The 22,159-nt window shown below is 57.3% G+C and carries 23 protein-coding genes and 4 pseudogenes; 11 read left to right on the forward strand and 16 right to left on the reverse strand.

Annotated elements, in window-relative coordinates; all coding sequences use genetic code 11:
- The 7 genes and pseudogenes from OCX61_RS14200 to OCX61_RS14230 all read right to left on the reverse strand — a co-directional run bounded on the left by OCX61_RS14200 (position 1) and on the right by OCX61_RS14230 (position 3,900).
- Positions 1-228, reverse strand: coding sequence for a hypothetical protein (locus tag OCX61_RS14200; RefSeq protein WP_261940062.1), 228 nt, complete (start codon positions 226-228; stop codon positions 1-3).
- Between the two features lie 79 nt (positions 229-307).
- Complete coding sequence (locus OCX61_RS14205) at positions 308-481, reverse strand: hypothetical protein (protein WP_261940063.1); 174 nt, start codon at positions 479-481, stop codon at positions 308-310.
- A gap of 180 nt (positions 482-661) precedes the next feature.
- Entirely contained in the window at positions 662-928 is a 267-nt protein-coding gene (locus tag OCX61_RS14210) for a hypothetical protein (protein ID WP_261940064.1), read from the reverse strand.
- A 342-nt stretch (positions 929-1,270) separates the two neighbouring features.
- A complete protein-coding gene (locus tag OCX61_RS14215) occupies positions 1,271-1,459 on the reverse strand; it encodes a hypothetical protein (protein ID WP_261940065.1) in 189 nt (62 codons plus the stop codon).
- An 841-nt stretch (positions 1,460-2,300) separates the two neighbouring features.
- A pseudogene (locus OCX61_RS14220) lies at positions 2,301-2,450 on the reverse strand (helix-turn-helix domain-containing protein); the annotation flags it as partial.
- A gap of 157 nt (positions 2,451-2,607) precedes the next feature.
- Positions 2,608-3,624, reverse strand: a complete 1,017-nt coding sequence (locus OCX61_RS14225; RefSeq protein ID WP_261940066.1) for an alpha/beta hydrolase — start codon at positions 3,622-3,624, stop codon at positions 2,608-2,610.
- A gap of 30 nt (positions 3,625-3,654) precedes the next feature.
- Complete coding sequence (locus OCX61_RS14230) at positions 3,655-3,900, reverse strand: DUF2790 domain-containing protein (protein ID WP_261940067.1); 246 nt, start codon at positions 3,898-3,900, stop codon at positions 3,655-3,657.
- A gap of 561 nt (positions 3,901-4,461) precedes the next feature.
- On the opposite strand from OCX61_RS14230, the gene OCX61_RS14235 reads away from it, so the two are divergent.
- The 3 genes from OCX61_RS14235 (at position 4,462) to OCX61_RS14245 (ending at position 6,403) form a co-directional block, all read left to right on the forward strand.
- The gene (locus OCX61_RS14235) at positions 4,462-5,031 is read left to right on the forward strand and encodes a TetR/AcrR family transcriptional regulator (protein WP_261944316.1); all 570 of its coding nucleotides are present in this window, start codon (positions 4,462-4,464) and stop codon (positions 5,029-5,031) included.
- Between the two features lie 60 nt (positions 5,032-5,091).
- Positions 5,092-5,568: a nuclear transport factor 2 family protein gene (locus OCX61_RS14240; RefSeq protein ID WP_261940068.1), complete on the forward strand. Its 477-nt coding sequence runs from the start codon at positions 5,092-5,094 to the stop codon at positions 5,566-5,568.
- A gap of 358 nt (positions 5,569-5,926) precedes the next feature.
- Positions 5,927-6,403: a nuclear transport factor 2 family protein gene (locus tag OCX61_RS14245; protein ID WP_261940069.1), complete on the forward strand. Its 477-nt coding sequence runs from the start codon at positions 5,927-5,929 to the stop codon at positions 6,401-6,403.
- Between the two features lie 239 nt (positions 6,404-6,642).
- On the opposite strand, the gene cynR is transcribed toward OCX61_RS14245, so the two are convergent.
- Positions 6,643-7,530 carry a transcriptional regulator CynR gene (gene cynR / locus OCX61_RS14250; RefSeq protein WP_261944317.1) on the reverse strand — a complete coding sequence of 296 codons (888 nt, stop codon included), beginning with the start codon at positions 7,528-7,530 and terminating at the stop codon, positions 6,643-6,645.
- A 110-nt stretch (positions 7,531-7,640) separates the two neighbouring features.
- Here cynR and OCX61_RS14255 point away from each other — a divergent pair, with 110 nt between their 5' ends.
- From OCX61_RS14255 to OCX61_RS14270, 4 genes are all read left to right on the forward strand, one after another.
- Positions 7,641-8,300, forward strand: a complete 660-nt coding sequence (locus OCX61_RS14255) for a carbonic anhydrase (RefSeq protein ID WP_090313438.1) — start codon at positions 7,641-7,643, stop codon at positions 8,298-8,300.
- Between the two features lie 39 nt (positions 8,301-8,339).
- On the forward strand, positions 8,340-8,810 hold the full coding sequence (gene cynS / locus OCX61_RS14260) for a cyanase (RefSeq protein ID WP_085622528.1): 471 nt from the start codon (positions 8,340-8,342) through the stop codon (positions 8,808-8,810).
- A gap of 109 nt (positions 8,811-8,919) precedes the next feature.
- Positions 8,920-9,177 carry a DUF2790 domain-containing protein gene (locus OCX61_RS14265; RefSeq protein WP_261940070.1) on the forward strand — a complete coding sequence of 86 codons (258 nt, stop codon included), beginning with the start codon at positions 8,920-8,922 and terminating at the stop codon, positions 9,175-9,177.
- Between the two features lie 288 nt (positions 9,178-9,465).
- Positions 9,466-10,323 carry a DUF5677 domain-containing protein gene (locus OCX61_RS14270; protein WP_261940071.1) on the forward strand — a complete coding sequence of 286 codons (858 nt, stop codon included), beginning with the start codon at positions 9,466-9,468 and terminating at the stop codon, positions 10,321-10,323.
- Positions 10,324-10,723: 400 nt separating this feature from the next.
- On the opposite strand, the gene OCX61_RS14275 is transcribed toward OCX61_RS14270, so the two are convergent.
- Both OCX61_RS14275 and OCX61_RS14280 read right to left on the reverse strand, forming a co-directional pair.
- Positions 10,724-11,770 (reverse strand): ABC transporter substrate-binding protein, encoded by a 1,047-nt coding sequence (locus OCX61_RS14275; RefSeq protein ID WP_261940072.1) that lies wholly within the window; start codon positions 11,768-11,770, stop codon positions 10,724-10,726.
- A gap of 8 nt (positions 11,771-11,778) precedes the next feature.
- A complete protein-coding gene (locus OCX61_RS14280) occupies positions 11,779-13,833 on the reverse strand; it encodes an ATP-binding cassette domain-containing protein (protein ID WP_261944318.1) in 2,055 nt (684 codons plus the stop codon).
- Positions 13,834-14,494: 661 nt separating this feature from the next.
- Between OCX61_RS14280 and OCX61_RS14285 the strand changes: the two genes are divergently transcribed.
- The gene (locus tag OCX61_RS14285; protein WP_261940073.1) at positions 14,495-14,818 is read left to right on the forward strand and encodes a YceK/YidQ family lipoprotein; all 324 of its coding nucleotides are present in this window, start codon (positions 14,495-14,497) and stop codon (positions 14,816-14,818) included.
- Positions 14,819-15,263: 445 nt separating this feature from the next.
- On the opposite strand, the gene OCX61_RS14290 is transcribed toward OCX61_RS14285, so the two are convergent.
- On the reverse strand, positions 15,264-15,548 hold the full coding sequence (locus OCX61_RS14290; protein WP_261940074.1) for a hypothetical protein: 285 nt from the start codon (positions 15,546-15,548) through the stop codon (positions 15,264-15,266).
- Positions 15,549-15,862: 314 nt separating this feature from the next.
- Here OCX61_RS14290 and OCX61_RS14295 point away from each other — a divergent pair.
- A pseudogene (locus OCX61_RS14295) lies at positions 15,863-16,702 on the forward strand (IS5 family transposase).
- 222 nt (positions 16,703-16,924) lie between these two features.
- Here OCX61_RS14295 and OCX61_RS14300 read toward each other — a convergent pair.
- Both OCX61_RS14300 and lysA read right to left on the reverse strand, forming a co-directional pair.
- Positions 16,925-17,551 (reverse strand): VOC family protein, encoded by a 627-nt coding sequence (locus OCX61_RS14300; protein WP_261940075.1) that lies wholly within the window; start codon positions 17,549-17,551, stop codon positions 16,925-16,927.
- Positions 17,548-18,786 carry a diaminopimelate decarboxylase gene (gene lysA / locus OCX61_RS14305; RefSeq protein ID WP_261940076.1) on the reverse strand — a complete coding sequence of 413 codons (1,239 nt, stop codon included), beginning with the start codon at positions 18,784-18,786 and terminating at the stop codon, positions 17,548-17,550. The genes OCX61_RS14300 and lysA overlap by 4 nt, the downstream gene beginning before the upstream one ends.
- A gap of 121 nt (positions 18,787-18,907) precedes the next feature.
- On the opposite strand from lysA, the gene OCX61_RS14310 reads away from it, so the two are divergent.
- On the forward strand, positions 18,908-19,822 hold the full coding sequence (locus OCX61_RS14310; protein WP_261940077.1) for a LysR family transcriptional regulator: 915 nt from the start codon (positions 18,908-18,910) through the stop codon (positions 19,820-19,822).
- Positions 19,823-20,209: 387 nt separating this feature from the next.
- On the opposite strand, the gene OCX61_RS14315 is transcribed toward OCX61_RS14310, so the two are convergent.
- Both OCX61_RS14315 and OCX61_RS14320 read right to left on the reverse strand, forming a co-directional pair.
- A complete protein-coding gene (locus OCX61_RS14315; RefSeq protein ID WP_261940078.1) occupies positions 20,210-20,638 on the reverse strand; it encodes an MAPEG family protein in 429 nt (142 codons plus the stop codon).
- A pseudogene (locus tag OCX61_RS14320) lies at positions 20,635-20,949 on the reverse strand (DUF2834 domain-containing protein). Before OCX61_RS14320 ends, OCX61_RS14315 begins: the two are co-directional and overlap by 4 nt.
- 107 nt (positions 20,950-21,056) lie before the next feature.
- On the opposite strand from OCX61_RS14320, the gene OCX61_RS14325 reads away from it, so the two are divergent.
- Positions 21,057-21,878 (forward strand): helix-turn-helix domain-containing protein, encoded by an 822-nt coding sequence (locus tag OCX61_RS14325; protein ID WP_261940079.1) that lies wholly within the window; start codon positions 21,057-21,059, stop codon positions 21,876-21,878.
- Positions 21,879-22,008: 130 nt separating this feature from the next.
- On the opposite strand, the pseudogene OCX61_RS14330 reads toward OCX61_RS14325, so the two are convergent.
- Positions 22,009-22,116: pseudogene (locus OCX61_RS14330) on the reverse strand (structural protein P5); the annotation flags it as partial.
- Between the last annotated feature and the right edge of the window lie 43 nt (positions 22,117-22,159).

The following is a 22,159-nucleotide window of genomic DNA, read 5'->3' on the forward strand; positions in this document are numbered from 1 at the left end:
TCAGGCTTCATCTGGCTGGCGGGCATCGCCAGGCGCCCGCGGGGCCTTCAGCAACAAGGTAAAGCTGCCAGTAAGGTGCTGACGCAGCTCTTTGGGCATGAAGAAAGCAAAATGCACAAGCCATGAACCATCGCCCAGCAAGAACGCTTCACGGCGATAAAGAGTGACTTGTTGTTCGGAAACACCGATGCACGCGGCTATAAACGAGTCGCTTGGTTCTTCGTCCACTGGGGAACCCCCGAGCCTGCGCAGTCAATGGCGCTGTAATGGTATGGCCATGTCCGGTAGCAAGCGCCGGCACTGTTCATCACATCTTTGCTGTTCGCTCTTTTTTCCACTGAACCTTGGAAACGCCATCAGGAGAACCGGTGACGCCGGATGCAACGTGCTGAATGTGGCCGCCATGCTGAAGGAAGATTTCGATTTGCTCGCAGAGGCGTTGGTGGGCTTTGTGGGCCGCGCTGGGGTACGTCTGGTACATGTTGGCGTCTCGGTTGTGAGCCACTGAAAGACAGTCACCCGAGCAATGACTATACACCCTGTTTTGAAGTCAGGGGCTGTACCGAGGCCCCCCCTGTGTTTATCGACCAAAGGCAGGAGGGAGATGCACACCAAGTTCGCTGATGACAGACCACAGAGCAGACCTGACAAGCAACCTAACTCAAGGTTTGGGCAGGTAATAATGGGGGTATAGCGCCATGTCGCGTTCCAGTTTTTCAGCGTCAGTCACTCGCTTGCGGACCTCGGCATAGAATCGCTGGCTCTGGTTCTGAAAATGCCTGAAATCTTGCTCCGCCGTCTCGATCGCGCCCTTCAGGGCGTGCCCCCTCAGCCCGTCGGTAAGCCGCTGCGATGAGATATACCTCTGCCAGCAGGCCTCGACCTGCAACAGCCCTTGCGCGAAGACTTCAGTGTCGATAGTCGCCATTGGTGCACCCTCTTTGGGCCATTCAGGGCCCGTCGGTGTGAATCGCCAGAGCGACGATAGCTTGATGAAGCTCGGTCACAATCAGCTTCGGCTCGAAGTGTAGTCTATCTCGGGCCAGGCACACGGCCTCATTGCCTTGAGCGCAAGGCGGGAGCGTTCGCCGTGCTCATGGATCTGACTGACCACACTCGTGGATCGATGAGCGATCAACTTCGATGCCTCTTCCGATTGACCCCGTAACCGCAGCGACTTGTCGTTAGCCGCCAATCATCACTTTCGTTGTTTGACAGGCAGCGAAACTTACCACCCTGTTCAACGATTACGCCTCCCTGGCGAGGGCGATTACCTGGTACTCGGGTGCTTGCTGGCTTCCAAACGCTGCGCATCTCTGGCGAACCATATACCTACCGCAATCACCATCAGGCAAATGAACACCACATCCCATGCCCTGTGCTCGATGGCCGCCAGGATCGCGAAAAATTGCAAGGCGCCAGCCCACCAGAGAAACGGCCTGATTTTTGAGTAGCGCATGACTCACCTCGCAGTCCCCTCTGTTCCAATTCTAGTCGAGCCGGCGAACTGAAACAGCGCACGGCGAAGACCCGTCGCGTTAAACGTCAATCGAGGGCTGCAACCAGGACGCAACGATTTCGTGGATGACGGATATTCCAGACTGAGGTTGCCAGCAGCGGTGCGAGGTTTGTTGTATCTGGCGCAAGATGGATACTCATCGCTGAAGGCTGAGGCCCTGACCGCAGGAAGCGGTGCCTGATCCTGCCCTTGAACTACCCAGCCTATCGGATCTAAGGGAGCCGCGATGAGCAAGCGCTGAATGAACCTAGAGCAATCCCTTTCCCCCTCTTTTCAAGGCCGCTGACATGCGCGGGCATGGAGCGCTATTGCCATGACGGAAGAAGCACTCGCGAGCGTGCCTGCGAAGGTCCGCATTGTGATCGAGGCCAGTTAAGCCACAGCGGCTGCGTTGGGACTGCAGTACCTGGCCTTCGCGTCAGCCAACTGCCGGGGGCTGCCTGGCTATGTACAGAAGAAAAACCACAACGACGGCACGGTGTTCACCTGGAATGGCTTAACCAGGCCAGGGCAACAACCCGCTTAGCGCCGGCGTGCAAGCAATGCACAAGTTGTTGAAGGACCATGGCGTCAACTGCTGATATCGGAGGCTCTGCGAGCATCTGACGCGGGTCAATGAGGTCAGCGCTGACTGGCAGTTATCGACCCATAGCGGACTGCCATAGCCAACAGATACCGCAGGAGTGAAGCATCTGGGGCTACACCAATGCACAACGCGCGTGCGAAGGTCGCGATCGTGAATGACTCTTGTCGATTTATCTCAGAGCTCTGTTTGTGATCGTTACATTTGAATGTCTTGCTTCGGCGGAGCACCGTGGTAGCGCCGATACTCCCTACTAAACTGAGATGGGCTTTCATATCTCACGCGATATGCCGCACCTGCAGCATCCAATTGCTCGCTGAGCATCAGGCGGCGCGCCTCGTTTAGCCGGTCTCACGATGAATGCGATCCGGTGGGCCTTTCAGTTCGCCCTGGTTGACGTCCGGATCTAAGCAGTAGATCGACGGGCTATGAAAGTCGAAGGTGGCTTGTGAAGTGTGAAATACGAACGGGGCGACAATGGTCGCCCCGTTTTTGATCGCCGCTGTTACTTCAGGTGCTGCTTGATCGCCTTTGCAGCCTGGTCCATCGCACTGCGGGTCCCAGGCACTTCGCCGAGGACGTTGAGCAAGCCGAAGTCATGGATCATGCCGTTATAGCGCACTGCGGTTACTGGCACACCAGCGGCGTTCAACTTGCGGGCATAGGCTTCGCCTTCATCACGCAGCACGTCCATTTCTGCAGTTTGTACCAATGCCGGCGGCAGACCTTTCAACTGATCCAGGCTAGCCCGCAGGGGCGATGCGTGAATGTCGTCGCGCTGCTTCGGATCAGTGGTGTAGCTGTCCCAGAACCACTCCATCATGTTGCGTGTCAGGAAGTGCCCTTCAGCGAATTGGTTGTAGGAACTGTTGTTGAAGTTGGCATCAGTCACAGGCCACAGCAGCGCTTGGAAGCGCAGCTTCGGAGTTCCGGCTTCCTTCGCCTTGATGGCTACTACCGCGGCCATGTTGCCGCCGACGCTGTTGCCTGCCACTGCCAGGCGGCTGCCGTCGACACCAATCTCCTTGCCATGCTCAGCGACCCAGCGGGTGGCGGCGTAAGCCTGGTTGATCGCAGTGGGGAATTTGGCCTCGGGCGATGGCGTGTAATCGACGTAGACCGCTGCCGCACCAGAGCCCACTACCAAGTCGTGTATCAGTCGCTCGTGGGTCGGATAGTCGCCCAACACCCAGCCACCACCATGGAAGAACATGAATACCGGCAGGTCGCCCTTAGCGCCCTCCGGGCGCACTACCCGGATCTCCAGCTGCTGGCCATCGGTTTGGATGGTACGGCGCTCGACCTGAATACCGGACAAGTCGACCTTCACGCCTGCCTGAGCGCCGGTCAGCACCGACCGGGCGTCTTTCGGCGACAGGGTTTCAAGCGGCTTGCCGCCGCCTGCAGCCAGAGCTTCAAGGAAGCCTTGGGTGGTGTGTTCCACGCCCGGGCTACCAGCGGCGAAGGCACTGTTGACAGCCAGAGCCAGCAGGCCGGCGGTGAGGGTACGGGACAGTTTCATGGTTTGAGCTCCTAGGGCGTGGGCAGGCGTTTAGTTCTGGTTGGCTGCAGTGTTCGGACGGATGTAACTCACCTTCTGCTCCTTGCCGTGGCTGTCACGGTAGGTCAGAGTCGCAATGCTGTTTTGGCCGCCGCTGCTGGGTGCGGCATCCACAGAGACAACCTTGTCGATATCCAAGTCCATTCCGTACTGGTACGGAGTGGCGGTCTGCGCGAAAACACCAGCATTGACGCCGAGTGTAAGAGTGAGGATGGCGAATGTTTTATGAATGGTCATGATCGTTCTCCAGTGTCTCGTAAGGGGTGAGCGGCTGCTTGGTACTTGGGATTAATATTGCGCGATAATATTTTGCGCGCAAAATACTTTTCCGCTATGGTCGTGATTAATTCAGTGCATCGGCCTCGGAGGACCGCCGGCCCCGACAGCCATCGATAGGCGCAGCGCTTTGTGCTTGGCGGCGTCATCAGAGGGGTTTCGTCGTCCGCTTAGTCCCGCTCGCAACCCCGACGCGGCCGTCGCATTTGCATCTGAGCCGTACCAAAGGCTCTCCTCAACACCCAGTGCCATCAGCCATTAGTTGCGATGTGGCCCCGCAACCGCTCTCTAACTAGGCCCTCCCATAAGGGATGGCCCGGGACGAGTGCCCGCCGCGCACGTCTGGATCATCAAACCCTATCTCCCCGGAGAACTGTCTAGTCGGCCTTGAAGCTGCTCTAGCCATCTAGGACGGTCTTGGGTGACGGCCCGAAGCTGTCTATCACTGGGGTTCGCTCCGTTAATCGAAGAAATTACTTGATGGTGCTTGACCGGGGAGAACGATCGTTCTACATTGAGCTCATGAGCAGACCAACGATAGATCACAGAGCCCAGATCCTGGCCACCGCCGAGAAACTCATCTACGAAAACGGGATTCATGCCACGGGCATGGATCTACTGGTGAAGACCTCTGGAGTGTCAAGGAAGGGTATCTACAACCACTTCGCTACCAAAGATGATGTCGCGGCTGCGGCCTTGAGCGCCCGCGACGTACGCTGGATGCAATGGTTCAGAACTGAATGCGACAAAGCAGCTACGCCGTATGATCGCGTACTGAGTATGTTTACTGTTTTGAAAAGCTGGTTTGAGGCTGATGATTTCCGCGGCTGTGCGTTCATTAACACGGCAGGTGAGGTAGGGGATCCCGATGACCCCATCCGCCAGATCGCCAAGCTGCACAAGCAGAAACTCTTAGACTATACGCTTGAACTGACTGAGCAATTGAACACCGAGCAACCGTTGCTCTTAGCTAGGCAGTTATTTATTTTGATGGAAGGCGCAATCACCATGGCTCGCGTTATGGGTGATTATCACGGCGCTGATAACGCAAAGGAAGTTGCGCGGATGTTGCTGAAAGAGCTCGCGCCTTAAAGCTTGAGCTTTAGAAGTACTACTCACACTTATCTATCTAACTAGACTGGAGTCACTACCATGTCCGATGCCCAAACTCGCCCGCCACTTCCTCCTTTTACTCGCGAAACGGCGATTGAAAAGGTCCGACTTGCTGAAGATGGCTGGAACAGCCGCGACGCGGAGAAAGTCTCGCTCGCCTACACGGTGGATACCAAATGGCGTAACCGCGCTGAGTTTGCTACCAACCGTGAAGAGGCCAAAGCCTTCCTCACCCGCAAGTGGAAAAAAGAGCTGGATTACCGTCTGGTCAAAGAGCTTTGGGCGTTTACCGATAACCGGATCGCCGTCCGTTACGCGTACGAATGGCATGATGATTCCGGTAACTGGTTCCGCTCCTATGGCAACGAGAACTGGGAATTTGAAGCTGATGGTCTGATGCACCGTCGCTTCGCCTGCGTAAACGACATGCCTATCAAGGAAAGCGAGCGCAAATTCCACTGGCCGCTGGGCCGCCGTCCAGATGATCATCCGGGGCTGACTGAGTTGGGGCTGTAAATCCGGCACAACTGTAAATTCTTTCGAACTCAGAGTGCTCGGCTAGGCAGAATGAAATTTAAATTCGATTGCCGCCACTGCAGGTAGAGTACGAACGCTTCTAGCATAAGCATGGTTCTACCAAGAGTTATGATATTCCACGGAACCAAAGTTCCGAGGATACGTACGCCTGCACCTGTAGCATCTCTATTAATTGCGACCGCCTCCATCAAGGCGTGGCAATAGAATTCAATTTTAATGCTGTCGTTAGCAGCGCGATTTAACTTTCACAAATTGATGATTTAAGCGGCCTTGCTATAGGCCTGCGATTTACTGGCACTGGTTTACTCAATTATCCATCTCATCTGGAGGCACCACCATGTCCAATACCCAAACTCGCCCACCACTTCCGCCTTTCACTCGCGAAACGGCGATTGAAAAAGTCCGACTGGCGGAAGATGGTTGGAATAGCCGCGACGCGGAGAAAGTTTCGCTCGCCTACACGCTGGATACTAAGTGGCGTAACCGCGCTGAGTTTGCTACCAACCGCGAAGAAGCTAAAGGGTTCCTTACCCGCAAGTGGAAAAAAGAGCTGGATTATCGCCTGGTCAAAGAGCTCTGGGCCTTTACCGATAACCGTATCGCCGTCCGTTACGCATACGAGTGGCACGATGATTCCGGTAACTGGTTCCGCTCCTACGGCAACGAGAACTGGGAATTTGAAGCTGATGGTCTCATGCACCGCCGCTTCGCCTGCGTAAACGACATGCCTATCAAGGAAAGCGAGCGTAAGTTCCATTGGCCACTGGGTCGCCGTCCGGATGACCACCCAGGTCTGACCGAGCTCGGCCTGTAAGTCACCGCCAACCTGATCCTGTTGACTCAAAGGATCAGGTTTTTTTCGTTCAGAAGCGATTCGTCATCCCAATTGCGGTTTGTGATACACATCAGTGCGCCGTCTGCAGCTAGAAAGCCAATAGGGGGCTTTCCTCTCCTTCCAATCTCCGCTTCGTCGGTCGGGCAGGCCATCATCGTTGCACTTTCCCTTTCCCTTGGGCCCTGTTGCACACGCGCATCCTGCGGTCCCGCAAACCCTCACTGATCGAGATCGCTGGATACCTCTTTAGTCAGATCGATGAAGACGCGCACCGCTGCGCTCAGAAAGGCGTCTTTGCGCCGCATTAGAACGGCCCGTCGCTGCAAGCGCTCCGGCTCCAACGTGATGGCCACCAGGTCGTCATGGGCCAATGCGATTCTGGCAGGCAATAAGGTCGAGAGATTCGTCCGGCGAACGATCTCGATCACTGCGCCTAGGGCATTGGCCTCCATCTGCACCTTTGGGCGAATCTCATATTTGCGGCAGTAACGGTCGATTTGCTCGCGAGTGGCAAACTCAGTGCTGAGCAAGACTAAAGACTCAGCACTCAGGCCGTGCGAGGTAATGGAGCGTTCCTCGGCCAGGCGGTGTCTGCGGTTCATAACCAAAGCGAGTGTTTCGTTCAGCAAGGGGATGGCTTCGATGTCAGGTGCATGTATTTCATCGAATGCGATCCCTACGTCCAAATCTCCCGCCAACAGCAGCTCCTCGATACGCTCCTGGGAGATCTCTTTCAGGTTGACGGTGATCTTGGGGTACCTGAAATGAAATGCCTCGATTAGCGGCCCCACTAGATAAGTTGTGAACGTCGGCGTTACGGCAACACGCAATGAGCCACGGCTGAGGTCGCTGACATCATGTATAGCCCTTTTGGCTTCCTGCAATTCCTGATACGCACGGCGCGCATAGAGAAGATAGACATCCCCCGCGTCAGTCAAACGCGTCGTGCGGCCTGACCGGTCAAACAACTGGGCTCCTAGGCTCTCTTCCAACTGCCTTACTTGCTGAGAAAGGGCCGGCTGAGAGACATGCAGCGCCGCTGCAGCCTTCGTGAAACTGAGATGTTCCGCAACGGCTAGGAAGTACTGGATGTGTCGAGCGAGCATGTCGAAACCCATAAGATAATCTGATCCTAATCATAATAAATGAGACTTTTACCTTATGCCATGCACTGCTTAATCTTTGTCTCACACCCAGCGACATTGAGACAGCAACCATGAAAGCGATCATCGACGGATTTCTGAAGTTTCAAAAAAACGCCTTTCCTGAGCGGGTCAAACTGTTCAAGGACCTTGCTAACCAGCAGGCGCCAAAGGCTCTCTTCATCTCCTGCTCTGATAGCCGACTGGTGCCTGAGCTGGTCACCCAACGGGAGCCAGGCGATCTGTTTGTAATCCGCAACGCCGGCAATATCGTGCCGTCGTACGGGCCAGAGCCGGGGGGTGTTTCGGCTTCGGTCGAATACGCGGTCGCCGGACTTAACGTTGCGGACATCGTGATCTGCGGCCACTCCGACTGCGGTGCAATGACCGCCATCGCCACCTGCAAATGCCTGGACCACATGCCCGCCGTAGCCGGCTGGTTGCGGTACGCCGACTCGGCCAAGGTAGTAAACGAGGCCCGTCATCACGTGGATAAGCCCAGCAAAGTCGCCTCCATGGTGCGCGAGAACGTGATTGCGCAACTGGCCAACATCCAGACCCACCCATCCGTTCGCCTGGCTCTCGAAGAAGGCCGTGTGACCCTGCATGGCTGGATCTATGACATCGAGACCGGACGTATCGACGCCTTTGATGGCAGTACCGGCACCTTCGTATCTCTCGCAGAAAACCCAGAAGTCCACGCCGTTTCCCAGCAAGCCAGGCACGTCGCCTGAAACCTGTACCTGCACCTTTACTTACCCAGGAGATTCAACATGATCCAGACTCAAGCCACTCGCACCGCTCGCCAAGAACTGACTGAAGTGATCATTCTGGCCAAGGCTCGCAAGGACCTGTCCTTTGCGCAAATCGTTGACGGTACCGGCCTGTCCGAGGCCTTCGTCACCGCTGCCTTGCTTGGCCAACATCCGCTGCCTGAAAGCGCCGCGAAGGTCGTCGGCGAGAAGCTCGACCTCGATGCTGATCAAGTCGCGCTGCTGCAATCGATGCCGATCCGCGGCAGCTTCTTCGACGGCGTGCCGAGCGACCCCACCATCTACCGCTTCTACGAAATGATGTCGGTGTATGGAACCACCCTCAAAGCGCTGGTCCACGAGAAGTTCGGCGACGGCATCATCAGTGCCATCAACTTCAAGCTGGACATCAAGAAGGTCGAAGATCCGGATGGTGGCCACCGTGCTGTGATCACCCTGGACGGCAAATACCTGCCTACCAAACCCTTCTGATGTAGCTCAGCCCGGCGCCCTGCTGCGCCGGGCCATCCCCAACATTTATGACGACTGAGCGCTGATTGGATGCTCAGGACTTCTTACGCCCTCAGTACAGGTGATTACCATGAAACTTTTACTCGTTTTGTTCCTAGGCTGCCTTGGTTCTGTTGCTATGGCCGATGACCAAGGTACTCAAACCGCACAAATAACGGTTGAGCCCTACCGTTACTCTCAGAACCTGGATATCGCGCACGTTGTGGCTGTGACGGCGGTGCCCAATGTCTGCGAAGTTGTGCCGATGCAGCTGACTTACGACGACTCCAAAGGCGAGCGGCATATCATGGAGTACCACATTGTGGGGAATGGCTGTTCTAACAACTGATGCGCCTTCCATACTCCAGCCTGACGGGCAGCTCCTGGACATCAGGGGCGATGCGATTGAGGCTTAACATCCTGTATAGGAGGAAGCCCACTTCGAAACTCGCTGTGGGCTCTCTTGCTTTCGACGGAGGGTGATCCGCCCAAGCAAGACCAATCAATTGCCGACTCGTAGCTCAATTGGGCCTGCCTCGTCACTGCTTCACCTAAGACCGCAAATCGTCGAAAGTAAGCGGATATGGAGTGGGGTTAAACTCGAACCATCCGGCGCTACGATGGGAGAAGGATGAGAATGCAATACCAGCGCGCTCAAGAATTGGAACGAGAATTTGATGCTTTGATCGCGTTGATCGCTGACATGATCACTGCCCAAGCAAAACAGCACGTTCCCACTGCCCATACGCCAGCTTGGATGTTCAGCCAGCATGACCTGGCGAAGAAGCTGTTTCGGCATATGTGCTCTGTACGCTCCTTGCTGGAGCCTTCGCCCTTCCGGAACCAAGTCATTCCCTCGCACAGCTTTATCGATCACTCCTCGGTGGCGGTCCTGACTCGATCTGCGATCGAGAATTATCTGGTCATGACATGGCTACACAGCAAAGGTAATGAATCGTTGCGGGATTTCCGGCACAACGTCTGGGAATATTGCGGTTGGAAGAAGCGAAGCAAGATGGCTGCAACCACGGATGACGCTCGCCTCGCTAGACAGAAAGCTGAGGCAGACGCTGCTCTGTTGTGGCCTTCCATAGAGAGCTCCCGTTACTTCCAGAGCTATGCTGAGCCTCACCAAGAACGCCTTCGCAAGGGTAGTTGGGATGCAGGGTGGCATTGGAACGATCTAGCTGTGGAAGCAGGGTTGCACAAGACCTACTTCACCTCGTACTACCCCTTCCTGAGCGGGCATGTGCACAGCGACTACATTGGAACGCTCCAGAATGCTCAGGCGGTCTCGTTGGCCGACCAGTACATGCTGGCCTCAGCCAACCTGCAGATCATTCTGATGTTAATCGGTCATTTTGCTCATCATTATGCTGGCGTGTTTGCTCCCGCTGAGGCTGTGCTGCGTAGGGCAGGTGCTACACGTGAAACTGCTGAAAAGTGGCACATTCGAGCAGAGGATATGGATTTTTTGTATCGACCAGAAGGTTGAGTTTCGCTATCTAGCCAGGTATCAGGCTACCTGAGGTGTGATGGTGGCTAAGAGCCGTAGGATGAGATTTATTAGGGTGAATACGCAGACTGGATTTCCATAGCGCGGCGCACGTTTCACACCCCAATTTCGCTCCGGACGCAGATAGGTGTGCACGTCGCTGCCGTCGCTCCTTGGTATCGGCCACCAGGCATTACAAATCACATCAAATGACCGCTTCGGTCCAAACTTGCCGGTAGCGACTGGCAGCTATCGACCCAAAGCCGCCAGTGAAGTTGGCAGTGATTCTGTGGGAGCGGATTTATCCGCGATGCGCCGCGCGGGCGGCGCTCGATCTCATAGGCGCTACATACCCCAAGGCAAACACACCAGGCACCACACAAACCTTAGGCATGCTGTGTCATTGCGCGGCCACCTTGGTGCCGGCGGCACTCAACCAGCGGTCGACAGTCGTCTTGTTGGCTGCAACCCAAGCCTTAGCCGCGGCGTCCGCCGGCTGCTTTTCGCGCTCGATCTTGAGGATCAGGTCATTGAGGGATACCGGATCGATGCTCACGTTCTCCAGGAATGCGGCGATCCGGGGCGCACGCTGCTGCAGGGCCGAGGACGCGAGAATGTGCACCTTCGCATCGGGATAGGCACAGGTGACGCTGCTCTTGTTCAGCCAGTCGGCATCGACGGTCGGGCTGATGAACTTCCAGCAGCCATCTGCCTTGTAAAGCGGGTCGCCCTTCTTGTTGTCCTGGGCATATCCGTCGAACGGCGGCTCATCGAGACGGCGCAGATCATAGGCAGAGAAGATCCAGTCCGGCGTGTAGGCATAGAAGATCACGCCGCGCTCGGCCTTGTAGGCCGCGTCGAGCTTCGCGTAAGTCACCGAGGCCTCGGTGGACACCGCCTCGAAATTGCCGTCGAAGCCAAAGTCCTTGGCCTTGATCTGACCGATATAGGTCGACTCCCAGCCCGCCGGGCCGACCAGCAGTTGGGACTTGCCCCCGCCCAGCGGAGCAAACAGCTTGGCCACCTCCGGCTTCTTCAGGTCGTACACCGACTTCACATCGTACTTGTCCTGGATGTAGCCCGGAATGTAGAAGCCCTGCACGCCGACATAGGGCTGTTTGTTAGGAATCAGCGAATGCGTGCCACCGCTGACGTACTTGGCCCAGGCTGCGGACTGGTTCGGCAGCCAGATGTCGGTGAGCACGTCCACCGAACCGTCGCCCTTGGCGGCCGCAGCGAACAGTACAGGCAGGTCACCGGCAAGGTAGGAGACGTCCCCATCGAGACGACTGGAGATGATGTCGCCGAGGATGTACTGAATGGCGATGGCGCCGGTCCAGTTCTGCTCGCCGATGACGATCTTGTCCTTGGCGAAGCTTGCCGTGGCCGGCATGAGCGCACCCAGCAAGGCGGCACCCGCGAGCGCGCGAGAAAGGAATCTGGCCATGGAATGTATTACTCCTGAGTGGAAGGATGACGTTTGCGAAGGGATGCCTGGATAATCCGGTCGGGTACCAGGGCACAAAAAACAATGGCTATGCCGGCGAGGACACCCTCCCCGCCCTTGATGTTGCGCAGGGCGGTCATGACGTCGTATCCCAGGCCGCCAGCGCCGATCAGCGCTGCCACGACGACCATCGACAGACTCATGACGATGGTCTGGTTGACACCCAGCAACAGGGAGCCGGAGGCCAGCGGCAACTCGACCCGGGTGAGCGTCTGCCAGGGCGTCGCACCATGGGCGACCGCGGCCTCGACGGCGGCCTTGGGGACCTCCCGGATGCCCAGGGCGGTGAGGCGGATCATCGGCGCCAGGGCAAAGATCACCGTAGCGATTACCGCCGGCGTCTTGCCGACGGAGAAGAAGGCCACCGCCGGGATCAGGTAAACGAAAGTCGGCAATGTCTGCATGACGTCCAGCAGCGGCGTGATCACACGCCGCGCCAGCGGCCGCTTGGCCAGCAGGATGCCCGTGGGAATACCGATCAGCAGCGACAGCAGAACCGATGAGCCGACCAGAGCGATGGTGGAAACCGTTCGTTCCCAGAAGCCGAACAGGCCGATGTAGCCTAGGGCCAACGCACTGGTCAGGGCCAGGGCGGCGCCGGCAGAGCGCCAAGCCAGGTAGACCAGGGCCAGCGCCGGTACGGGCCAGGGAATCCAGCCCAACACGCCTTCAGCGCCCTCGATGACGGTGCGCACCGCAACTATCACCCCGACGAAGGCGCTCTCGAAGGTCAGCTGCGACCAGGCGATCAATCGGTCAATGGCACCGGCGACCGCCAGCATGCTGTCGCGGTCGGCGGGGAACTGCAGCAGTGCGCCGGTGGCATCAGGTATCAGGGCGCGCCAAAGCGTCAACATCTGACTCGCCAGCAGCAGCGCCAGGGGCAGCACCACACCATGGGAGTCGCGGCCGTTGCCACGACGGCTCAGCCAGGCGCTGGCGATGCGGTTGACCAATAGCGCTGCCACTGCCGTGGCCAGCGTCCACCCAGCGCCCTCGCGCCAAGCGCCAGCGAACCCGGCCAGGGCCATCAACTCGACCAGCAGCGCCAGCCAGAACAGGCCGTTTCGTCCGGCGGCCGCCAAGGCTGCCGGCCCCAGGAGGCCCTGGCGAATCCAGTTGTTTGCCGAGATTTCTTCCACGGCCGCCGGAGATGAGGCGCCGACCGCCTGGTAGCCAGGCGACGACACGGCTGGACTGACATGGGGTCGCTCGTCAAAGAAATCCGCCACGCCCTCGTCCGCCGGGTGTTCGAGCAGTTCTTCGGGAGTTCCGACCTGAATCAGTCGACCGGCGCGCAGCACGGCAATGCGGTCGGCCAGACGCAGCGCCTCGCCCGGATCGTGAGTCACCAACAGGGTCGTGATTGCGCGTTCGCGCACCAGATGCAGGAAGCGACCCTGCAGGTCGCGGCGGATGGTCGGGTCCAACGCGCTGAAGGGTTCGTCCATCAGCAGAATGTCAGGCTCGGTGACCAGAGCCCGGGCAAGCCCAACGCGTTGCTGCATGCCACCAGACAACTCGTGGGGGAAATGCTCGCCCCACTCACCGAGCCCCACTGCCTGCAACTGCCGTTGCGCCGCCGCGTGCCGCGCGCCTTCCGGCTCACCACGCAGCTCCAGGGGCAGGGCAACGTTGTCGCGCACGCTGCGATGAGGCAGCAGTCCGAAGTGCTGAAACACCATACCGATGCGCTGCGAACGCAGCTCACGCAGCGCTGGAAGGGTCAAGTTGCCCAGCACTTCGCCATCGATCAGCACTTCGCCGCTGCTCGGTTCTATCAACCGGTTCACGTGGCGCAGCAAGGTCGACTTGCCACTGCCGGAAGTGCCCATCAGGCAGAGCACCTCACCGCGCCGCACCGCGAGGCTTACCTGCTCTACTGCGTTCTTCGGATCTGACCGGCCACCTTCGTAGCGCTTGGTCACCGCGCGGAACTCCAGCGCGATGTCGGCGGTTTTTGTAGAAGCACAGGCGAAACTTTGTCCATCCGCGCCTGCCAGCGCAGTGGCGTCTACTCGTTTTCTGGCAATCAGCGGGTATTCGTCAGTGCTCACATCGGCCCCTGGGATTCATGAGATTCCAGGGGACAGGGCAGACTTCATGCCAACCGGCTAGACCCTATGTATTTCTACGCCGGCCAGCGCTTTATCGTGGACGGCATGCTGCTACAGCAACATCGCTGTACGGCTACTGTTGGGTGGACAACAGCGAGGAGGAGGCACGTCATCCAAGGCGCACCGAGATGAGCCTTCACGTACTTGCTTACAATCTCAAACGAATGATGAGCATCTTTGGCATCGCTGGGCTGATTGAAGCGATCAGAACATGAGTCCAAGCGTTTTATGTCCGCATACGGCTATCTGAGCCGCTGCCGCGGACCACATAGCACAGGCCGCACCTGGTGCCCGACTGAGGTAGATCTGCACTTACATCTGCTGAATTTACAGGGTGCCCCTGCTTCTTTTGCTACTCGACGTACTTACTTGCGTTTTCACACAGCCTGGACCCGAAGCAGACATTGCCGGCAAGTCGCTGACAGCTCATTGCGCACGCCGCAGGCGATGGATTGGGTCATGGATTTGCTCCAGGCAAAAAAACCCGCACGAGGTGGGCACTGACATAGATGCGCTATGATTCGGCAATCACAAACGGAGTGACCTGATGAAAACGCTATGGATGGGAATGGTGCTGGCCATTGGTCTCAGTGGGTGCGGGACTGTGCAAACAGTGTCAGACGAGTCGAAAGCCGTGGACGATCTGGCGAAATGGCAGACCAACTGCCATTCGATTACTCGAGCGTATAGCGGCGTTGCGTATCAGTATTGCAACTTGAATGGGCCGCAACGCACCGGGGCGCACTGGGCTCCATTCCCCATCCTTGTCGATATGGCTGCATCAGGCATTGCCGATACAGTAATCCTTCCTTACACCGGCTATCAGCAATATATGCGGGGCAATGTACCCATACGTAGGTTGCAGTATTAAGCCGTTCGTCCAGATCGTTTCGGCTGCCACCCGCAGCCAGGCCAACTACAAGGTCTATCAGGAAATGGCTGAGGTCTTCGACGACAACCCGAGGGCCATGCTCGAATTTGAGGTTCGCCGGGCCTTACCCTCCGGCGCTGCCCGCCAGCGCCCTGCCCTACACTACCGTTAACCAACCTAATCGCAGCCCTTATTTTTCTCCTCTCCTGGAGGACTGTACATCCCACGATCCTCGCTCAGCCGGTGAAATGGTGAACGTTTCATAAAAGGGATTGCGAAATGGTAAACAATGAACAGCATTGCCCATCCAGCAAGGCAGAAAAACGAACGCTCGCTTTTGCTCAACGACAGGTCGAAGGTTCATTTACAGCGAGGCTGTGAAGGGCCAAGCTCTGCAGTCCCAGGGGAAATCCCGATGGGAGTACAAAAGTACTCTAGCCAGCAGTTACCCCTCCCCAGCAGGGGAACACTCGCAAGCAACTCGACGCGCTCGGCCAATACCCCATGCTAACGAGCGGCACATCGATTCACCCGGTCTGGACTCGTAAGCCTCTTCATGCAGTGCCATGCCGGAGTGTGCGTAGACGCCTAGAAAAAGCTGGGTGCAGCCGGTGCGCGAAAGTCTCACCTGGACGTCGATGAGGGTGCCGCCGTGCACGGTTTCTTCGTGGGATCGGTGATGAAGTGTAGGGTCTGACCAAGCCCAGTACACACCGCCTCGTCTGCGCATAGTGCTCTCCTCCGCCGCCGGTGGCTTGTTGGTGAAGCTAGGACGGCAGGCCACTCATTTGTAATTAGGCCTATCCAACTAGCTTGACCACCGGTCACGGAAAAAAGGTCCATTTTTTTAACCGCTCTCCCCTCTATCCACTCCCGCGATATGGCGGCCAGGGTATGCCGAGCTCTTCCCATGCTCGGAGGCGGCGCGGCAAGCTGCAGACGCCATTCCTAGGCTCTGTACGAAATCCCGAGAAACCCAATCGTCGCCCCTTGAACGCCGAGATTTTGTAGAGCCCCCCGCCATCGACGGAAAGGAATTCTGTGATGGCAAAGCGTTACGAACTCTCGGACGAGGCGTGGGGTTTGGTCTCCGATCTCTTCATCGAAACCCATGGCCGAGGGCGCCCGCGCCTTAGCGACCGATTGATGCTCGATGGCGTGCTCTGGGTGCTCTGCTCGGGTGCTGCGTGGCGAGATATGCCGGAGCGCTTCGGCCCGTGGTCAACGGTGTATCAACGGTTTCGGGGTTGGCGAAATCAGGGCACATTCGACCAGATGCTTAAACGTCTGCACCTGAGATTGAATGAGCAAGGCTTGATCAATCTGCAAACCTGGATGATCGACTCAACCGCAGTACGTGCAACCCGAGCCTCATCTGGCGCTCGGAAAAAAGGGGGCCTGAGAGCCTGCCGATCACGCTCTAGGCCGCAGTCGCGGCGGCCTGACAACCAAGATCCACATGCTCTGCGACGCCAACGGGACACCGTTGCGCTTCCTTCTCTCTGGCGGTCAAGCCAGTGACATCAGCTACGCCCAGCCTCTGCTGGACGGCGTCAGCATTCCTTCAAGCCAACGTGGTCGTCCGCGTAAACGCTGTAAATGGCTGCTTGCCGACAAGGGCTACGCCTCTACTGCGATCAATATCGGATGCAGCCTGTCATCCCGCTACGCTCAATGAAGCGCAAGCCCAAACCTGGCTTACCAAGACTGTTTGATCGGCCCAAGTACCGGCAGCGCAACATGATCGAGCGCATGTTTGGCTGGCTGAAAGGGAATCGCAGGATCGTGACACGCTTCGACAAGCTTGCAAAAAGCTATGCCGCAATGGTCTCACTGGCTTGTTCCATGCGGTGTTTGCGACAACTCTTTTCGTACAGAGCCTAGCCTAGGCGCCTACACCCAGATGTCGCTGGATAGCCGGGACATCATTCAAGGCACTCGGAACAACTACAAGAGCATCATCGACATTTACTGGATGCCGGACCTCTCTACGCGACGCTTAGCAAGTACTCGCTTGGTATCACCTGATAGTCGCCGCTGGCTGTCCGCTTTCGACCCATTGCTGCCGTTCACCGAGGACAGCTATCGGTCAGAAGCGGCCCTTCGCTACAGTATTTTGAGACCGTCCGGAGTCTCAATATAAGCCCGCAAACCATAGTGGTCATTGCGTATGACTTTGACCGGACCGCAGAAGCCAATCATTTCCAAATGGTGCTCGACAGCACCCGGTTCGGGATGGAAAATTTCAAGACGATGCAACTGACAACCCTTCTCGTCAAGTCTCTGTGCCGGTGGCTTCGAGTCGCCCCAGTCGATCAGGCTGGGCACTACTCCATCCAGCGGCAGTCGTCCGTCTGTATGGATGGAAATACTCCACGACAGCTCGCCTCTGTTCATCGGTTCGATAACACCAAAAGCACTCTGTAGCTCTTCATCTGCGGCATCCAGAAATTCCGTGCGCGCGACCCAGTGGGCCAGACGTGGAGATGTTTGGGCGTTTAGTTTATCAAGCCCAAACCACCTGGGCCTCCTGGGTTTCGGCGCCAAAGGGTCGGGCGCAATCACCTCGAGATAAAAACAGTCGCCTAATCGTAAAAGTAGATTATGAGTGCTCATGCGGGGATGATTGCCACCCTGCTGCATGCTCACCCCTAATTGACTTTCGACCAGTTGTGCGCCTGCCGCTAGTGTCGGTGACACGATGACAAGATGGTCAACAATGGAACGCCTCATGGGCACAACTCCAGATTCAAGAGTTCCTGGACGGTCTGCCGCCGCCTTATCATTCGGTAGCTTTGGTTCTCGATCAGTAACTCCGGCAACAGGGGGCGACTGTTGTAGTTCGAAGACATGGAAGCACCATAGGCGCCCGTATCATGAATCACCAGCAGGTCGCCGACCCTGGCCTGGGGCAAGTCCTGGGGAGCCAACGCGTGTTCGCTCTGAGTAAACACATCACCAGCCTCACAGAGTGGGCCCGCCACCAGGGTGGGTTGCAAAGGGCGAGACACTGGTAGGCCATCAACGTCGAGCAAGGTCATGCGATGGTACGAGCCGTACAAGACGGGCCGCATCAAGTCATTGAACCCGGCATCGACCAGAATGAAGGTATTGCCACCTGCCTTCTTCACAGCGCGAACCTCGGTCACGAGGTAACCCGATTCTGCCAGCAGAAAGCGTCCAGGTTCGATCTCCATGCGTACGGCATGGCCAAGGATTGCCTCGATTTTCTCCCGAGCAGCGGCCCAAATCCGGGCATATTTGTCGATATCGACCGGTTTGTCGGTACTTGTGTACGGTGTAGCCAGACCTCCACCAAGGGAGAAGGCCTCTATGTTCCTGTCCAGCCGAGCAATGAGGTCAGTCATCGACTGAGCTACCTGCGCCAGGTGCGGGTAATCCACGCCCGAGCCAATATGCATATGGACACCTACCAGGTGCAGACCCCAAGTGCTGATGCAGTCGAGTGCCTCTTCCAGTTGTTCGTGCCAGATACCATGCTTGCTATTTTCGCCTCCCGTGTTGGTCTTGCGACTGTGACCATGGCCGAACCCGGGATTGATACGGAGCCAGACCCGATGCCCTGGCGATCGCTCCCCCAACTGCCGAAGCATATCGATCGAGCCGACATTGACCTCAATCCTTGATTCGATTACCCGGGCCAAGGTCGTTTGATCTAGCAGGTCACACGTCAACACAACACCCGCTGGATCGCCATCCACCGACGCTCCCGCCGCGAAGGCACGCTCCACCTCCCCCCAAGAAACCGCATCGAGCACCACCCCCCGTTCGCGCATCAAGCGAAGAATATGCAGATTGGGATTGGCTTTCTGCGCGTAGCGCACCGTATCGAAGCCGTGCAGTTTTTCAATTCGATCAATAATCGTCCGGGCGTCATACGCCCAAAGTGGCGAACCATGACGGCGAACCGCAGCGGCTAGTAATTCAAAAGGTGCATCAGCATTCATGAGCGTGCCTCGTTACAGGAATGCGACCAGCATGAACTGAGTAAAAGTTTCATAAAAATAGCTTTTTTTCTTTAATCGATTCATATCTGATATGCCCAGTCTTTTCCTTTCTGGTCTCCCCATGAAGCTATCGCTGCGCCATATCGAAATATTCAGAGCTATCATGGCTGCCGGCAGCGTTACCAATGCTGCGCGACTGCTGTTCACCTCACAGCCGACTATTAGCCGTGAACTGGCTCGGTTGGAGCAGGTTGTTGGGCTGCGCCTGTTTGACCGTGAGGGGGGGCGCCTGCTAGCGACGGCGCAGGCGTTGCTGCTGATTGAGGAAGTCGAGCGGGCCTACGTCGGCCTGGAGCGCATTGATCGATTCGCCCAGGCGATCCGCAACTTTGAACATGGCAGGCTGGCTATTACTTCCCTGCCTCTCTTCTCTCATGCCTTGCTCCCTGAGGTGTGCCGGCAGTTTCATCAGAGTCACCCGGGCGTCAGCGTGAGCATCACTGCACAGGAGTCGCCATTGCTGGAAGAGTCACTGCTGGCACAGCAGCATGACCTTGGCTTGACTGAAGGCGAGCAAGTGCCACGAGGTGCCCAAGGAGAGCTCCTATTTAGCGCTGGCCTGGTTTGCGTGTTACCGGATCGACACCCATTGTTGAACAAGCCCCAACTGGAGCTGAGCGACTTTCACGAGGTGAGTTTCATCAATCTGGCGAGCCTTGATACCTACCGGCAACGGTTGGATCAGCACTTCAGAGCTGCGGGAGTGAACAGGCGCACGATAATCGAGACGACTAGCGCGGCATCGGTATGCGCCATGGTCAAGCAAGGGCTGGGAGTGGCGATTATCAACCCATTGAGCGGGTTAGAAGCAGTGCACAGTGGGCTGTCGATTCGCCGGCTGAGCGTTAGCGTCCCCTATTCGGTCATGTTGATACGCCCCGAACATAGACCGGGCTCAGCAGCAGTGGATTTGTTTTGTGAGGCGCTGCGGGCGCAGGCGCTAGAACTTACCGCTCGCCTGGCAAAAGGGATTTGAAAGGGCAACTTGGTCGCGTTGAGGCTAGGCACCCAGCAGCCCACACTGATGCTGCGTTGAAAAATGTAGCTTCTAGGCTTCCGGATAGACAGCGCATGATGAACCATTTGGGTCGTACATCCTTGAGTCAGAGCTGCGTGCCCATTACGCATTGAGGTCGCTCATCACCTGACGGTGCATCGCGATGTCGCAACGTGAAAACCGCCGAGGTCATCGACAGACCGCTATTGGCCGATTGCTGCCCTTCGCGAGAGGCAGCTTTGGGTCGAAAGCTGCCCTTGCGACGGGCAGCTAGCAGCCGATGGGCGACATCTGGATGTTGGGGCCGCACTGCAAAACTGAATCTCGGAGGAAATTCTGCCTCGGGCTTCTGGCAGGAACCTAGGATCAGCGCACCCATATCGTCATTGTGAGCGACGTGCAGAACCCCAAGAGACAGAGTATCCCGATACCATAGAAAGCCGTGCGCCATGGCTGAATACCCCTCAAGTAAGCCAAGGTATGCAGGACCCTGGCGGCGGTGAACAGAATGCTCAACACTGCCGTGACGGTTGCAGGCGCATTCATGGCAATGGCCAACCCACCGAGCGCGAAAAAAGTCGGGATGTTCTCCAGGTCGTTTGCCCAGGCCCTGCTCGCCCGATTCACTTGTGCAAGCTCTGCTTCACGGGCAACCCGATTGAAAACAGCGGCGTCTTCTGCGTTGGTAAATGCCCTGTGTCGCAGTCGGAACCAACCTTGGTAACCGGAGACTGCAAACATCTTGAGGAACAGCACAACCACGCACATCGCGTAGACGTTCAAGGCATCGTTCACACCTGGCGCCCCCGATCAAGGCCATTGACCGCCAGATAGAGCAGCGGCCCCACGGAAACGAATACCGCCGTCAGCAGCAAGTAGGGAAGCATTGCGATGAGCGACCTGCCCCGAGAGCGGTTGTCCTTCACCATCCAGACGCAGGCCAGCGCCGCCATCAAGTACAAGTCGATGACGACCTGGGCTGTGTCCGGCCGCGAAACGAGCGCGCGCCCAAAGGCCAGCAGCGATTGTTCGGCAATCAATATCGTCCAGCCGCTCTATATCGAAAAGAGCACCAACGATGCCAGCGCAAAAAAACGAAGTGCCATGATCATGTCCCTGATAGGTTTCCTGGCACAGTAGGGGTAGGATTGTCGGCGTTCAATGACCTCTGAGGTCATTGAGCGCGAGCGCAAGGACGGGCTAGAGACGAAGCATGAGTTACCCACTGTTCCATCAAAAATCCCCCACACCGGCCACTTCCGCGGGCCAGCATGTGCGCCACCTGCGTCGGCAGGCGGGGCTCAGCCAGCTTGACCTGGCCCTGATGGCCGGGGTTTCACAACGCCACCTCAGTTGTGTGGAAACCGGGCGTGCCAAAGCCAGCCCCGGCACTTTGCATGCCTTACTGACGACCCTTGGAGCGCCACTGGATCACTGCAACGAAGTGTTTCTTGCCGCTGGCTACGCGCCGCGCTACGCCGCGACGCCACTCGATGCGCCCGCTATGGGTGTGGTACACATGGCCCTCGAACATATCCTGCATGCAAGCAATCCGGCGCCTGCCATCGTCATAGACAGCAACTGGGATATCACCGCCGCCAACGTGAGCACAGGTCTACTGTTGGCGCTGGCGGGTGTGGCGCAGGACCTGTCATCCGGCCTCAACCTGCTGGAAACACTGTTATGCCCCGGCGGCCTCGGTGATCGCCTGGCCAATGCCCAGGAGATCCGTGCTGCCGCGTGGCAACGCGCGGCCAGGGAGTCAGTCAGCAACCCTACGCTCGCAGAGCGCCTGAGCAGCCTCCCGCCACCGGGCATGGTCTTGCACGCAGAGACTGTCAGCCCCGTGCTGCTGACACGAGTGCGCATTGCAGATGGCGAGTTGAGCTTTCTCTCTACCTTTACGACCTTCGGGCTACCCTTGGACATCACTGTAGAGTCACTGCGAATCGAGCATTTGATACCTGCCGATTTGTCGACCAGACAAAGGATGATGCAAGCTTTCGATGCTTGGAATGCGAACCACGGCCAATAGTGGATAGCAGCCATCGACCCATGGCGGACGACGCATGCCATGCGTCGTTCCTGTCTAATTGGCATTGGCAAGTTTGAGCGAGTTTCGCCCAGTGAAACCGAGAAGCTTTCAAGCGGTTTTAGACAGCCATGGCGAAGCGGCCATCAGGTTCCTTGCCGATCTGGCCTTGCCAGTCATTGCGTGGGTTGAAGTCGATGTTGCCGGGGTTGTTATTGCGAACGTCGCGGGGTTTGCTCATTGGATTTCTCCAGGCAAAAAAAAGCCCGCGCATGGCGGGCGAT

The organism is Pseudomonas sp. LRP2-20, from assembly GCF_024349685.1.
Taxonomy (GTDB): domain Bacteria; phylum Pseudomonadota; class Gammaproteobacteria; order Pseudomonadales; family Pseudomonadaceae; genus Aquipseudomonas.